The sequence below is a fragment of the Pseudomonas sp. NBRC 111138 genome (assembly GCF_001320835.1).
GTDB lineage: Bacteria > Pseudomonadota > Gammaproteobacteria > Pseudomonadales > Pseudomonadaceae > Aquipseudomonas > Aquipseudomonas paracarnis.
In genome coordinates this window covers 1-13703 of the sequence record NZ_BCBO01000034.1, presented here as the reverse complement: position 1 = coordinate 13703, position 13703 = coordinate 1, and the positions used below count along the sequence as shown (strand labels likewise).

Genomic DNA, 13703 nt, shown 5'->3' with positions numbered 1-13703 from the left:
CCCAGGTTTTAAGGAAGCCGTTATGAGTCTGGCGCTATTCCCCCTCAACACTGTGCTGTTCCCGGGCTGCACCCTCGACTTGCAGATATTTGAGGCGCGCTACCTGGACATGATCGGCCGTTGCATGAAAAAGGGCGAAGGCTTTGGTGTGGTGTGCATCCTGGATGGCTCGGAAGTGGGCACGGCCCCTGACGGTTATGCGCTTGTCGGTTGTGAAGCGCTGATTCGTGACTTCAAACAGCAGGACAACGGCCTGCTGGGCATTCGCGTCGAAGGTGGCCGTCGTTTCCGCGTGCGTGAGGCCGGCGTGCAGAAAGACCAGTTGCTGGTGGCTGATGTGCAATGGCTGCAAGAATTGCCGGACCAGCCGCTGGGCGAAGAGGACGCCGACTTGCTGGCGTTGCTTGAGGCCCTGGCCGAACACCCGATGGTGGCCTCGCTGGACATGGGCGGCCAGGCCGAAGGCCAGCAAGCCCTGAGCAATCAGTTGGCCTATCTGCTTCCATTTAGCGAGGCCGACAAGATCGACTTGCTGCAACTGGACGACCCAGGGCAACGCCTGGATGCGATCCAGCTGTTGCTCGATGAATTGCAGGGCGAGCTGTTCACCTGAGATTCGGATTTGCCTGACAGAGCTTTCAGACTTTGCTCGGTCGCCTCCACTGCGCCGCCTGCACTATTTTCCGATCGCGCAACAATGATCGGAGATAACCATGATTCGGCTGACCCCCTCGGAACAAGTCGCGTGGGACGCTTATTTTGTCAGCGTGACCACGCAATTACTCCAGCAGGAAGCCACGCGGGGCGCGGAGTACATCGCCGAGCGCGCCGCCGAAGTGGCCGATGAGATGCTGCTGGAGCGCCGCGAACGTTGCGTTGAACGGCGCAGCGCCTCCGTGGACTGGATCGGCCCGGCCAAGGGTCAATAGGCGTACCTGAGCAGGGCGTGGGGCGTGCCGGTAAAGGCGATGAAACCGAGCACGGCGACCACGGCGGGCAGCACCAGCCACCAGGCTTTTTGCGACATGGCTGGCAATGGGCTGCGGTGCTCGATTGCCGTCAGGCTGAACGCACACACGGTCATTGCCAGCAAGGTGCCGGCCAGGATGTCCGTGGGCCAATGGGCGCCCAGGTACACCCGCGACAAGGCAATGAACGCCGCGGGAATGCAGCCCAGCAGCATCCAGGTCAGGCGCAGCCGCGTAGGTTGGCCGCGACCGGCCAATACCGCGAGCGCCAGGAAGAAGGCAAAGGCCCCGGAGGCATGGCCGCTGGGCATGCTGAAGCTGGTCAGCGGGTCCGTTAGGATTTCCGGGCGGCCACGGGCGAAAAACAGCTTGGTGCCGGTGTTAATCACTGCCGCGCCAGCGAGGGTGGCGCCGACAAATACGGCGTGGCGCCACTGCCGTGCCAACAGCAACAGGCCAGTGAACACGGCGCTGGCGAAAAACATCTTCTTGAACTCACCCAGTTGGGTGACCCGCACCATCACCTCGTCCAGCCACGGGCTGCGATGTTCCTGCACCAGTGCGCTCAGGCCCTGGTCGAAGTCATTGAGATGGGGGTAGCCGATAAACAGCGCGATCAACAACACTAGGCTGGCGCAACCAATCCACAAGGTGGTGCGCCGATGCCCGCGCCAACTGCTGTTCAAACTCATCCCCAGCAACACCGCGAGACACGCCGCGATAATCGCCGCTTCCGGCCAGAAGCCTTCCGGCAACGGCAGGCGGAACGCGGCGCCGGCAGCCCAGCCCGGCAGCAGATAGGCCACGGTCCAACCCGCTGCGGCAATGATGCTCACAGCGGCAAAGCGCGGGAAGGGCATGTCGCACATGCCGGCGACCATGGGCAGCATGGGACGCAATGGGCCGATGAAACGCCCGACCAACAGGCTGGCGATTCCGTACTTGTGGAAGTAGGTTTCTGCGCCGTTCATCCATTCAGGATGCTGGCGCAGGCCGGGCAGGCGCCGGATGTTCTGATGGAAATGGCGGCCCAGGTAATAGGAAACGCCGTCGCCCAATAAGCCGCCGAGGAAGCCCAGCAGTAGGGTTTCACTCAAAGGCAGCGCACCGCTGCCAGCCAACGCGGCGATTGCAAACAGCAATACCGTGCCCGGCACGATCAACCCGGCAATCGCCAGGCACTCCACACACGCGACGATAAACACCGCGGCTGCCAGCCATTGTGGGTTGAGGGTCAACCAGCCGGTGATGCTATCGAGCCATTGGCCCATACAATCCACTCCATGCATACAAAACAGAATTTGAGGCGGTGAAATTCAACTGTGGGAGCTGGCTTGCCGGCGATGGCTGCGGCATGGCCAGCATTGAAGTTGCCTGGCCCACTGCTATCGCAGGCAAGCCAGCTCCCACATGGGATGTGTCGCGCGTTAAATCAAAAAATAATCTCGGCCTTCGACCTGGCCCCGACGCAGCGGGTTCCGCGTGCAATAAGGCGCATAGCCAGCATCGACGAAGCGGTACATCAAGTGTTCATCGCGCCCACTGGGGATGCCCAGGCGCGTGGTCTGGATAATCTGCGTGGGCACCTGGCCCACGTCTTCGACATACAGCAGTTCCTGATCGAAGCGCTTGGCATCCCACATCGGCACTTTCAGGCCCAGTGCCTTGCACAGCAGCGTCTGGCCTGCACACAGCTTCTGCGAGGGGCGTGGGCTGCCATCGGGGTTGGGGTTGTTCAACAGCATCTGCGCCAGGCTCGCCGCCCCGGAAATTTCGTCGACCCAGGGATAGGCCGATTTGATCAGCACGGCATTGCCCGGGCCGTGGGCGCTGAAGTTCAGCGAATCACCGCCACGGGCGTAGTACATGTAGATATGGCCACCATCCAGAAACAAAGCCTTACGCTTTTCTGTGTAGCCGAGTGAGGCGTGGCTGCCTTTTTCGGCCACGTAATAGGCTTCGGTTTCAATAATTCGCGCCGAAAGCCAGAGATCGCCCACACGATGACGAATGACTTTTCCGAGTAATTCACGCGCAAGCAGTTGGGCATCGCGGTCGAAGAAGCTATCGGGCAGCGGGCTGGCGGGGAGCAGCGGGGGAAAGTCGGGCATGGCGGTCAAGGGTTGATACGGCTAAATGTGACTGAATCATAACAACTCTCACCTTAATTACGGCTGAACCTGGGGTTTTTACAGTTCATTTCGACCATCCGCCCCTCACCGCTGTCAGTCGGGCGGCGTCACAGCTATAATCTGCCGCTTTCCTCTTTGCCAAGACTCCCTGACCATGACTGAGTCCGTTCTTGACTACATGACCCGCCTGGGTCGCGCTGCCCGGCAGGCCTCGCGGTTGATCGCCCGTGCGAGCACCGCGCAGAAGAACCGTGCGCTGCTGGCGGCTGCGGATGCTCTGGATGCTTCGCGCTCCGAGTTGACCGCCGCCAACGAGCTGGACCTGGCCAATGGGCGCGCTAACGGCCTTGAGCCAGCCCTGCTGGACCGCCTGGCGCTGACCCCGGCACGTATCGACGACATGATCGAAGGCCTGCGTCAGGTGGCCAAGCTGCCTGACCCCATCGGTGAAATTCGCGACATGCGCTACCTGCCGTCCGGCATCCAGGTGGGCAAGATGCGCGTGCCCCTGGGCGTGATCGGCATCATCTATGAGTCGCGTCCGAACGTGACCATCGACGCCGCGAGCCTGTGCCTCAAGTCTGGCAACGCCACTATCCTGCGTGGCGGTTCCGAAGCGATCAATTCCAACCGCGCCATCGCCGCCTGCATCCAGCAGGGCCTGGCCGTGGCCGAGTTGCCGGCTGAAGTGGTGCAAGTAGTGGAAACCACCGACCGTGCTGCCGTGGGCGCGCTGATCACCATGCCGGAATTCGTCGACGTGATCGTGCCGCGGGGTGGCAAGAGCCTGATCGAGCGCGTCAGCCGCGATGCCAAGGTGCCAGTTATCAAGCACCTGGACGGCGTCTGCCATGTGTTCATCGACATCGCCGCCGACCTCGACAAGGCGATTCGCATTGCCGACAACGCCAAGACCCACCGCTACGCGCCGTGCAACACCATGGAAACCCTGCTGGTGCACGCTGGCATTGCCGAGCGTGTGCTGCCGCCGCTGGCCGCCATCTACCGTGACAAATCGGTAGAGCTGCGCGGTTGCGAGCGCACCCGTGCGCTGCTGGGTGCGGACGTCATCGAGGCGACCGAGCAGGACTGGTACACCGAGTACACGGCCCCGATCCTGTCGATCCGCATCGTCGACGACCTGGACCAGGCCATCGAACACATCAATACCTATGGCTCCAAGCACACCGACGCCATCGTTTCCGAGCATTTCAGCGATGCCCGGCGTTTCCTCAACGAAGTGGATTCCGCTTCGGTGATGGTCAACGCCTCGACGCGTTTTGCCGACGGCTTCGAGTACGGCCTGGGGGCTGAGATCGGTATTTCCACCGACAAGCTCCACGCACGCGGCCCGGTGGGCCTCGAAGGGCTGACCAGTGAGAAGTACGTGGTGTTTGGCGACGGTCATGTGCGCACTTGATGACTAAACGCATCGGGCTGCTCGGCGGTACTTTCGACCCCGTGCACATCGGCCATTTGCGCAGTGCCCTCGAAGTTGCGGATGCCCTTGCGCTGGATGAGCTGCGCCTGCTGCCCAATTTCCGGCCGCCCCATCGCGACACGCCGCAGGTGGCCGCCGAGCAACGCCTGGAAATGGTGCGTGTTGCCGTGGAAGGTATATCGCCGCTGGTGGTGGACGATCGCGAACTCAAGCGCGATAAACCGTCCTACACTATCGACACCCTGGAGCTGATGCGCGCCGAATTGGCCGCGGATGACCCACTGTTTCTGCTTTTGGGCTGGGACGCATTTTGCGGCCTGCCCTCTTGGCACCGCTGGGAGGAACTCCTCCAGCATTGCCACATCCTGGTTTTGCAACGCCCGGATGCCGACAGCGAACCGCCGGATGCCTTGCGCAACCTGCTGGCCGCGCGGTCGGTAAGTGACCCCTTGGCCCTGACCGGGCCGAACGGGAATATTGCATTCGTCTGGCAGACCCCGCTTGCGGTGTCCGCCACCCAGATCCGTCAACTGCTGGCCAGCGGGAAGTCGGTACGTTTCCTGGTGCCTGACGCGGTCCTGGCCTACATCGATGCGCACGGGCTGTACCGTGCGTCGAACTGAAAAGGCGCGCTTGAACGCACGAACCGTGCAGCAAGCGCCCGAACATACGAGCAAAACGAGTTTTATATGACGAACAAAGACGTAAGCAAAGTTAAGCGCAAAGGCACCTTCAAAAGCGCGCCGCTGCCGGTTGAAGCCCATGTCGGCCCGGAATTGGCTGGCGAAGAGCTGGTGAAAGTCGCCGTGGCTGCCCTGGAAGACGTTAAAGCCCAGGACATCCAGGTGCTGGACGTGCGCGACAAGCAGAGCATCACCGACTTCATGATCATCGCCACCGGTACCTCCAACCGCCAGATCGGCGCGATGCTGGACAAGGTTCGCGAAGCCGTCAAAGCCCAGGGCGTCAAGCCACTGGGTGAAGAAGGCAAGGGCGACAGCGACTGGGTGCTACTGGACATGGACGATGTGATCGTTCACATGATGACCTCCAATGCTCGCCAGTTCTACGACCTGGAACGTCTGTGGAAAGGCGCCGAGCAGAGCCGTGCCGCCGATGGCAAGCACCACAGCCCGGAAGTGGGCCACGCGCACTTCGACAAGCTCAACAAAGACCAGGAATAAGGAACGGCTGTGCGCCTGCGTCTGATCGCTGTCGGTTCACGCATGCCCAAGTGGGTGGAAGAAGGCTGGCACGAATATGCCAAGCGTCTGCCCGCTGAGCTGTCGCTTGAGCTGGTGGAAATACCGCTCAATACCCGGGGCAAGAACGCCGACGTGGCGCGCTTTATCCGTCAGGAAGGCGAAGCCATGCTGGCCAAGGTCGGCCCCAATGAGCGCATCGTCACCCTTGAAGTGCACGGCAAGCCCTGGAGCACCGAGCAACTGGCGGTGGAACTGGATCGCTGGCGCCTGGATTCGCGCACGGTCAATTTCATGGTCGGCGGCCCGGAAGGGCTGGCGCCGGAAGTCTGTGCGCGGGCCGATCAGCGCTGGTCGCTGTCGGCGCTGACGATGCCGCACCCGTTGGTAAGGATTCTGATCGGTGAACAGCTGTATCGCGCCTGGACAGTTCTGTCCGGGCACCCTTACCACAAATAGTCTGCGCCGCCCCCGATGACCCAGCCGATCCGCATCAAGGACCACGAGAAAGACGCACGTCTGGTACGCGCGCGGGTGGTGTTCGGTGCTGTCTTGGTGGTGGTGCTGATGTGCGTGCTGATTGCGCGGCTGTATTTCCTCCAGGTGATCCAGTACGACTATCACTCCACGCTGTCGGAAAACAACCGGGTGCATGTGCAGCCGATTCCCCCGACCCGTGGGCTGATTTTCGACCGCAATGGCGTAGTGGTTGCCGATAACCGGCCCAGCTTCAGCCTGAGCATGACCCGTGAACGCTCCGGCGACTGGAAGCAGGTCCTGGATGTCATCGTCGAGGTGCTGCAACTGACGCCGGAAGACCGGGCCGTCTTCGAGAAGCGCATGCGGCAGGGGCGCCGGCCGTTCGAGCCGGTGCCGATCCTGTTCGAGCTGACCGAAGAGCAGATCGCCCGTATTGCGGTGAACCAGTTCCGCCTGCCGGGTGTGGAAGTGGTGGCGCAGTTGGTGCGGCATTACCCGCAAGGGCCGCACTTTGCCCACTCCGTTGGCTACATGGGGCGGATCAACGAGAAAGAGCTGAAAACCCTCGACCCGATCAACTACAGCGGCACCCATCACATCGGCAAAACCGGTATCGAGCGCTTCTACGAGGCCGAGTTGCATGGCCAGGTAGGTAACGAGGAAGTCGAGACCAATGCGCGTGGTCGCGTATTGCGCGTGCTCAAGCGCACCGATCCGGTGCCTGGCAAGGACATTGTCCTGAGTCTGGACATCAAGTTGCAGGAAGCTGCCGAGATGGCCCTGGGCGGTCGGCGGGGTGCCGTAGTGGCGCTGGACCCGAAGACTGGCGAAGTGCTGGCGATGGTCAGCCAGCCCAGCTTCGACCCCAACCCCTTTGTGACTGGCATCAGCTTCAAGGCCTACGCAGAGCTGCGTGATTCCATCGACCGGCCACTGTTCAACCGTGTGTTGCGCGGCCTGTACCCACCGGGCTCGACCATCAAGCCGGCGGTGGCGATTGCCGGCCTGGATGCTGGCGTGGTCACGGCCTCAAGCCGGGTGTACGACCCTGGCTACTACATGCTGCCCAACTACGATCACAAGTACCGTAACTGGAACCGCTCCGGTGACGGCTATGTCGACCTAGATACCGCGATCATGCGCTCCAACGACACCTATTTTTACGACCTGGCCCATAAACTGGGAATTGATCGGCTGTCTGCCTACATGGGCAAGTTCGGCCTCGGTCAGAAAGTCTCCCTGGACATGTTCGAAGAATCCCCCGGCCTGATGCCGTCGCGGGAGTGGAAGCGTGCGACCCGCCGCCAGGCGTGGTTCCCCGGCGAAACCCTGATCCTGGGTATCGGCCAGGGCTATATGCAGGCCACTCCGCTGCAACTGGCCCAGGCCACGGCGCTGGTGGCGAACAAAGGCGTGTGGAACCGACCGCATCTGGCCAGGACCATCGAAGGCGAAAAGCCGGTGGACGACAATCCGATTCCTGACATTGTGCTGCGTGACCCGTCCGATTGGGCCAAGGTCAACCACGGCATGCAGCAGGTGATGCACGGCGCTCGCGGCACTGCGCGCAAAGCGGCAATTGGCGCTCAATACCGCATTGCCGGCAAAAGTGGTACCGCCCAAGTGGTCGCGATCAAACAAGGCGAAAAGTATGACCGCTCCAAGGTCCAGGAACGCCACCGCGACCACGCCTTGTTTGTCGGCTTTGCCCCGGCGGAAGACCCAAAAATCGTGGTGGCAGTGATGGTCGAGAACGGCGAGTCCGGCTCCGGCGTCGCGGCCCCAGTGGTACGCCAGGTGATGGACGCCTGGCTGCTGGCCGACGATGGCCGGCTCAAGCCCGAGTATGGCGGCCCCCCTTCAAGCCCCGAGGTTACGGCCCGTGAAGAGTAATTTTGACCGCATCCTCTCCAGCGAAGATGTGATGCGTCGCCGTGCGACGTTGCTGCAACGCATGCACATTGATGGCCCCCTTCTGATCCTGCTGCTGACCCTGGCGGCCGGCAGCCTTTTTGTACTGTATTCGGCCAGCGGCAAGAACTGGGACCTGCTGATCAAGCAGGCGTCCTCGTTTGGCCTGGGCCTGCTGTCGATGGTGGTCATCGCCCAGTTGGAGCCGCGTTTCATGGCGCGCTGGGTGCCCTTGGGGTATGTCGCCGGCGTGTTGCTGCTGGTGGTGGTGGACGTCATGGGCCACAACGCCATGGGCGCCACACGCTGGATCAACATCCCCGGGGTGATTCGCTTCCAGCCGTCGGAATTCATGAAGATCCTGATGCCCGCCACCATTGCCTGGTACCTGTCCAAGCGCACCTTGCCGCCGCAGCTCAAGCACGTGGCGATCAGCCTGATCCTGATCGGCGTGCCCTTTGTGTTGATCGTGCGCCAGCCGGACCTTGGCACCTCGTTGCTGATCCTCGCCGGTGGCGCGTTCGTATTGTTCATGGGCGGCCTGCGCTGGCGCTGGATCCTCAGCGTGTTGGCAGCCGCCGTGCCCGTGGCCGTGGCCATGTGGTTCTTCTTTATGCACGATTACCAGAAGCAACGGATCCTGACGTTCCTCGACCCGGAAAGCGACCCGCTGGGCACTGGCTGGAACATCATCCAATCCAAGGCGGCCATCGGTTCCGGCGGGGTATTTGGCAAGGGATGGTTGCTGGGCACCCAGTCTCACTTGGACTTCTTGCCCGAGAGCCACACTGACTTCATCATCGCGGTGATGGGCGAAGAGTTCGGCCTGGTGGGCATTTGCGCGTTGTTGCTGATTTATCTGCTGTTGATTGGTCGAGGCCTGGTGATCACTGCCCAGGCGCAAACGCTGTTCGGCAAATTGCTCGCCGGCAGCCTGACCATGACTTTTTTTGTTTACGTTTTCGTCAACATCGGTATGGTCAGTGGCCTGCTGCCGGTGGTTGGGGTGCCGTTGCCATTCATTAGCTACGGCGGAACTTCGCTGGTGACATTGCTGTCAGCGTTTGGGGTTTTGATGTCGATTCATACGCATCGCAAGTGGATCGCACAGGTTTGAATAAGGTGAAGATGTCAATGCAAGTAATGCGCGGCTGGGCGACTCGGCATGCGACCTGGATGGGCCTGATCGGGCTGCTGGGGGCAACGCAAGAGGCACAGGCCGGTGACTACGATGGCTCTCCCCAGGTTGCCGAATTTGTCGGTGAGCTGACCCGCGACTACGGTTTTGCTGGCGAGCAACTGATGGGCGTGTTCCGCGAAGCCCAGAAAAAGCAGGCGATCCTCGACGCCATCTCCCGACCTGCCGAACGTGTGAAGCAGTGGAAGGACTATCGCCCGATGTTCCTCACTGATGCGCGCATCGCCCGCGGCGTGGATTTCTGGCGCCAGCACGAGGCGGTACTGGCCCGCGCCGAGCAGGAGTACGGAGTGCCAGCCCAGGTGATCGTCTCGATCATCGGCATCGAAACCTTCTACGGGCGCAACACCGGCAGCTACCGAGTGATCGACGCCTTGTCGACACTGGGCTTCGATTACCCGCCCCGCGCCGAGTTCTTCCGCAAGGAACTGCGCGAATTCCTGTTGCTGGCCCGCGAAGAGCAGGTCGACCCGCTGAGCCTCAAGGGCTCCTACGCCGGGGCGATGGGCTTGCCGCAGTTCATGCCGAGCAGCTTTCGCGCCTATGCGGTGGATTTCGACGGTGACGGGCACATCAATATCTGGAGCAACCCCGACGATGCCATCGGCAGCGTGGCCAGCTACTTCAAGCGCCACGGTTGGGTCGCCGGCGAGCCGGTGGTTATCCGCGCCGATGTCACGGGCGAGCGCGCTGACGAGGGCCTGACCCAAGGTATCGAACCGGTCAAGACCGTCGGGGAGTTGCGAGCGCTGGGCTGGTCGAGTCAGAATGCGCCACGCGACGACATGCCGGTGACGGCATTCCGCCTGGAAGGCGCAAATGGCCCTGAATACTGGATGGGCCTGAAGAATTTCTACGCAATCACGCGTTATAACCGCAGTGTGATGTACGCCATGGCCGTGCATCAGCTGTCAGATGAGCTGGTTCAAGCACGGGGCAACAAGTAATGCGGGTATCGCCGTTCAAAAAACCGCTCAAGCTGGTGGCGTTCGCCGCGTTGTCCTTGTTGGTAGCCAGTTGCTCCACCACCCCTAACCGTGCGCCGGCCAAGAAGGCGGGCGGTGCGGTGGTACGTGCCCAGCCGGGCCTGGACATCAACCGCGCGCACAAAGACGGCGCGCCGTGGTGGGATGTGGATGTGTCGAAAATCCCGGACGCCACGCCGACCCTGCACACCGGCCCGTACAAGGCCAACCCCTATACCGTGCTGGGCAAGAATTACTTCCCGCTGCAGGAATCCAAGACTTACGTGCAGTCGGGCACCGCTTCCTGGTACGGCACCAAGTTCCATGGCCAGAACACCGCCAACGGCGAAGTGTATGACCTGTATGGCATGAGCGCGGCCCACAAGACCCTGCCGCTGCCCAGCTATGTGCGCGTGACCAACCTGGACAACAATCGCACCGTGATCCTGCGGGTCAATGATCGTGGGCCGTTCTATTCGGACCGGATCATCGACTTGTCCTACGCGGCCGCCAAGAAACTCGGTTATGCCGAAACCGGCACCGCACGGGTCAAGGTCGAAGGCATCGATCCGGCGCAGTATTGGGCCCAGCGTGGCAAACCCGCGCCGTTGATGCTCAACGAACCGCCAACCCCGCAACCGCAAGTGACGGCCTCCACCGGCAAGATCGAGCAATGGACCCCGCCACCTGCGCAGCATGCGCCTGATACCGTGGTGGTACCTCACGTGGCAGCGGGCGCCTCCATGGCCGGTGGGCAATACCTGCAGGTCGGCGCTTTCGCCAACCCGGATGCGGCAGAACTGTTAAGGTCCAAGCTCAGCGGCATGGTCAGCGCGCCGGTCTTCATCAGTTCCATCGTGCGTAACCAGCAAACCTTGCACCGTGTACGCATGGGCCCTATCGGCTCGCCGAGCGAGGTGGCGCAAGTGCAGAACAGCGTGCGTCTGGCCAATCTGGGGCAACCCAGCGTGGTCACCGCAGAATAAGCAGTAACGGATTGATGGCTCAGACGCGCATGCGCGCTTGAACCCTGGTTGTTGGCTCGTTGAACAATAAAAACCCAGGGGCAAGGGGTGAGCGGGCAACCGAACACGTGACAGTCTGGAAGCGGGCTGTCTGAATAGTTTTGCCCGCGAGGGCAAGTTTCCATAAGCAATTTCGAGAGACGGATGAACATCACCACCTTAGCCAAACGTACGTGCCTGCTTATCTCGCTGATCATCACCCCAGCCGCCTGGGCGGTTGAAATGGTGCCGGCCTCCCCGCAACTGGCCGCCAAGTCGTGGGTCCTCATGGACGCCGCCAGTGGCAACGTGCTGGTCGAAAACGGCGGTGATGTACGCCTGCCGCCTGCCAGCCTGACCAAGCTGATGACCGCCTACATCGCGACCCTGGAAATCCGTCGCGGCCAGATCGGCGAAAACGACCCGGTTACCGTCAGCGAAAACGCCTGGCGTACCGGTGGTTCGCGGATGTTCATCAAAGTGGGTTCGCAAGTCACCGTGAGCGACCTGCTGCACGGCATCATCATCCAGTCCGGTAACGACGCCAGCGTCGCCCTGGCCGAGCACATTGCCGGCAGCGAAGACGCCTTCGCCGACATGATGAACAAAACCGCCGGCGAGCTGGGCATGACCAACAGCCACTTCATGAACCCGACCGGCCTGCCGAACCCAGAGCACTATTCGTCGGCTCATGACATGGCGATCCTGGCGCGCGCCATCATCCGCGTTGACCCGGTGCACTATGCGATCTACTCCCAGAAGGAATTCTTCTGGAACAACATCAAGCAGCCTAACCGCAACCTGTTGCTGTGGCGCGACAAGACCGTCGATGGCCTGAAGACCGGCCACACCGACGAAGCCGGCTACTGCATGGTGTCGTCCGCCGTACGTGATGGCCAGCGCCTGATCGCCGTGGTATTCGGCACCAACAGCGAGCAGGCCCGTGCGGCCGAGACGCAAAAACTGCTGACTTACGGCTTCCGCTTCTTCGAAACCCAGACCTTCTACCAGAAGGGTGCTGAACTGGCGACCGCGCCGGTGTGGAAGGGCTCGACTTCGCAAGTCAAGGCCGGCCTGGCCGACGACCTGACCCTGACCATGCCTAAAGGCCAGCTGAAAAAGCTCGCCGCCAGCATGACCCTGAACCCGCAATTGGTTGCGCCAATCGCCAAGGGTGATGTGATCGGCAAGGTCGAAGTGAAGCTGGACGACAAGGTGGTGCACAGCGCCGACCTGATCGCGCTGGACGCTGTCGAGGAAGGTGGTATCTTCCGCCGCGTATGGGATAGCATCCGTCTATTCTTCTACGGCTTGTTCAACTGATTGTGTGCACCTGCAAAGCCCCGCGTTGATCCAACGCGGGGCTTTGCCCGTCGCCACGGCTTAGCGCTTACGAGGCTGTTCTGCCATGACCGATAAAGACGTAGAAGTAAAGGCGCCAAAGATCGAATTTCCTGTGACGGATTATCCCGTCAAGGTGATCAGCGATACCGGTGTCGGCCGCAAGGACAAGATTCTCGAGATCGTCAGGAAGCACGCGACGATCAACGACAACCGCGTAGACGAGCGCCAAAGCTCCACCGGCAAGTACACCACGATCCAGTTGCACATCGTTGCGACCGATCAAGACCAGCTCTACAACATCAACAGCGAACTGCGAGCCACCGGCTTCGTGCATATGGTGCTGTGATGTCGCAAGTCCTGGGCTTTCGCGAGCTCGGCCGGATGGCATACGAGCCGGTCTGGCATGCCATGCAGCGCTTTACCAATGAGCGCGGCACTTCGGCCCCGGATGAAATCTGGCTGGTAGAACACCCGCCGGTATTCACCCAGGGCCAGGCCGGCAAGGCCGAACACTTGCTGCTGCCGGGTGATATTCCGGTGGTGCAGGTCGACCGAGGGGGGCAAGTGACTTACCATGGGCCCGGTCAACTGGTGGCTTACCTGCTGCTGGACGTGCGCAAGCTGGGGTTTGGCGTGCGCGACCTGGTCAGCCGCATGGAGACGTGCCTGATCGAGCTGTTGGCCAGTTACGGCGTGACCGCCGTGGCCAAGCCCGATGCACCGGGTGTATACGTGGATGGCGCGAAAATCGCCTCCCTGGGGCTGCGCATTCGCCACGGTTGTTCCTTTCATGGCCTGGCCTTGAATGTGGACATGGACCTGGCGCCGTTCCGACGGATCAACCCGTGCGGTTACGCCGGGCTTGCGATGACCCAGTTGAGTGACCATGCAACATCCATAGAATTTGCCGAGGTAAGTGCCCGGCTGCGCGCGCAGCTCGTCAAACACCTCGACTATGCAGAGCAGACGACCCTGACGGGCGGAATCGATTGATATGACTACTGATGTTGTGCAAACCATGATCCCGACGCTGGACATCACTGAGCGTCCAGCCCCGG

At 61.5% G+C, this 13703-nt stretch carries 15 protein-coding genes; 13 read left to right on the top strand and 2 right to left on the bottom strand.

What is annotated here, in order from left to right; translation table 11 throughout:
* The first annotated feature begins 22 nt into the window (after positions 1-22).
* Both APH41_RS06735 and APH41_RS06730 read left to right on the top strand, forming a co-directional pair.
* Entirely contained in the window at positions 23-613 is a 591-nt protein-coding gene (locus APH41_RS06735) for an LON peptidase substrate-binding domain-containing protein (RefSeq protein WP_034126900.1), read from the top strand.
* A gap of 100 nt (positions 614-713) precedes the next feature.
* Complete coding sequence (locus APH41_RS06730) at positions 714-929, top strand: hypothetical protein (protein ID WP_003194488.1); 216 nt, start codon at positions 714-716, stop codon at positions 927-929.
* Here the strand turns inward: APH41_RS06730 and APH41_RS06725 are convergent.
* Together APH41_RS06725 and APH41_RS06720 are read right to left on the bottom strand one after the other, a co-directional pair.
* Entirely contained in the window at positions 923-2239 is a 1317-nt protein-coding gene (locus tag APH41_RS06725; RefSeq protein WP_054918122.1) for a bifunctional DedA family/phosphatase PAP2 family protein, read from the bottom strand. The genes APH41_RS06730 and APH41_RS06725 overlap by 7 nt on opposite strands.
* A 156-nt stretch (positions 2240-2395) precedes the next feature.
* Positions 2396-3079: a DNA-3-methyladenine glycosylase gene (locus APH41_RS06720; RefSeq protein WP_054918120.1), complete on the bottom strand. Its 684-nt coding sequence runs from the start codon at positions 3077-3079 to the stop codon at positions 2396-2398.
* A 175-nt stretch (positions 3080-3254) separates the two neighbouring features.
* On the opposite strand from APH41_RS06720, the gene APH41_RS06715 reads away from it, so the two are divergent.
* From APH41_RS06715 to lipB, 11 genes are all read left to right on the top strand, one after another.
* Entirely contained in the window at positions 3255-4520 is a 1266-nt protein-coding gene (locus tag APH41_RS06715; RefSeq protein WP_034126904.1) for a glutamate-5-semialdehyde dehydrogenase, read from the top strand.
* Positions 4520-5164 (top strand): nicotinate-nucleotide adenylyltransferase, encoded by a 645-nt coding sequence (gene nadD / locus APH41_RS06710; RefSeq protein WP_003194480.1) that lies wholly within the window; start codon positions 4520-4522, stop codon positions 5162-5164. The genes APH41_RS06715 and nadD overlap by 1 nt, the downstream gene beginning before the upstream one ends.
* 66 nt (positions 5165-5230) lie before the next feature.
* Positions 5231-5725 carry a ribosome silencing factor gene (gene rsfS / locus APH41_RS06705; RefSeq protein WP_003176298.1) on the top strand — a complete coding sequence of 165 codons (495 nt, stop codon included), beginning with the start codon at positions 5231-5233 and terminating at the stop codon, positions 5723-5725.
* Positions 5726-5734: 9 nt separating this feature from the next.
* Positions 5735-6202: a 23S rRNA (pseudouridine(1915)-N(3))-methyltransferase RlmH gene (gene rlmH, locus APH41_RS06700; protein WP_054918118.1), complete on the top strand. Its 468-nt coding sequence runs from the start codon at positions 5735-5737 to the stop codon at positions 6200-6202.
* Between the two features lie 15 nt (positions 6203-6217).
* Positions 6218-8116: a penicillin-binding protein 2 gene (mrdA, locus tag APH41_RS06695; RefSeq protein ID WP_034126905.1), complete on the top strand. Its 1899-nt coding sequence runs from the start codon at positions 6218-6220 to the stop codon at positions 8114-8116.
* Positions 8117-8147: 31 nt separating this feature from the next.
* Complete coding sequence (gene rodA / locus APH41_RS06690; protein ID WP_044268991.1) at positions 8148-9251, top strand: rod shape-determining protein RodA; 1104 nt, start codon at positions 8148-8150, stop codon at positions 9249-9251.
* Positions 9252-9268: 17 nt separating this feature from the next.
* Positions 9269-10279: a lytic murein transglycosylase B gene (gene mltB, locus APH41_RS06685; protein ID WP_054896188.1), complete on the top strand. Its 1011-nt coding sequence runs from the start codon at positions 9269-9271 to the stop codon at positions 10277-10279.
* Complete coding sequence (locus tag APH41_RS06680) at positions 10279-11283, top strand: septal ring lytic transglycosylase RlpA family protein (protein WP_054918115.1); 1005 nt, start codon at positions 10279-10281, stop codon at positions 11281-11283. Before mltB ends, APH41_RS06680 begins: the two co-directional genes overlap by 1 nt.
* 183 nt (positions 11284-11466) lie before the next feature.
* Positions 11467-12624, top strand: coding sequence for a D-alanyl-D-alanine carboxypeptidase family protein (locus APH41_RS06675; RefSeq protein WP_014720083.1), 1158 nt, complete (start codon positions 11467-11469; stop codon positions 12622-12624).
* A gap of 85 nt (positions 12625-12709) precedes the next feature.
* Positions 12710-12991, top strand: a complete 282-nt coding sequence (locus APH41_RS06670; protein ID WP_005791752.1) for a DUF493 domain-containing protein — start codon at positions 12710-12712, stop codon at positions 12989-12991.
* Positions 12991-13638 (top strand): lipoyl(octanoyl) transferase LipB, encoded by a 648-nt coding sequence (gene lipB, locus APH41_RS06665; RefSeq protein ID WP_034126907.1) that lies wholly within the window; start codon positions 12991-12993, stop codon positions 13636-13638. The genes APH41_RS06670 and lipB overlap by 1 nt, the downstream gene beginning before the upstream one ends.
* Positions 13639-13703: the final 65 nt, after the last annotated feature.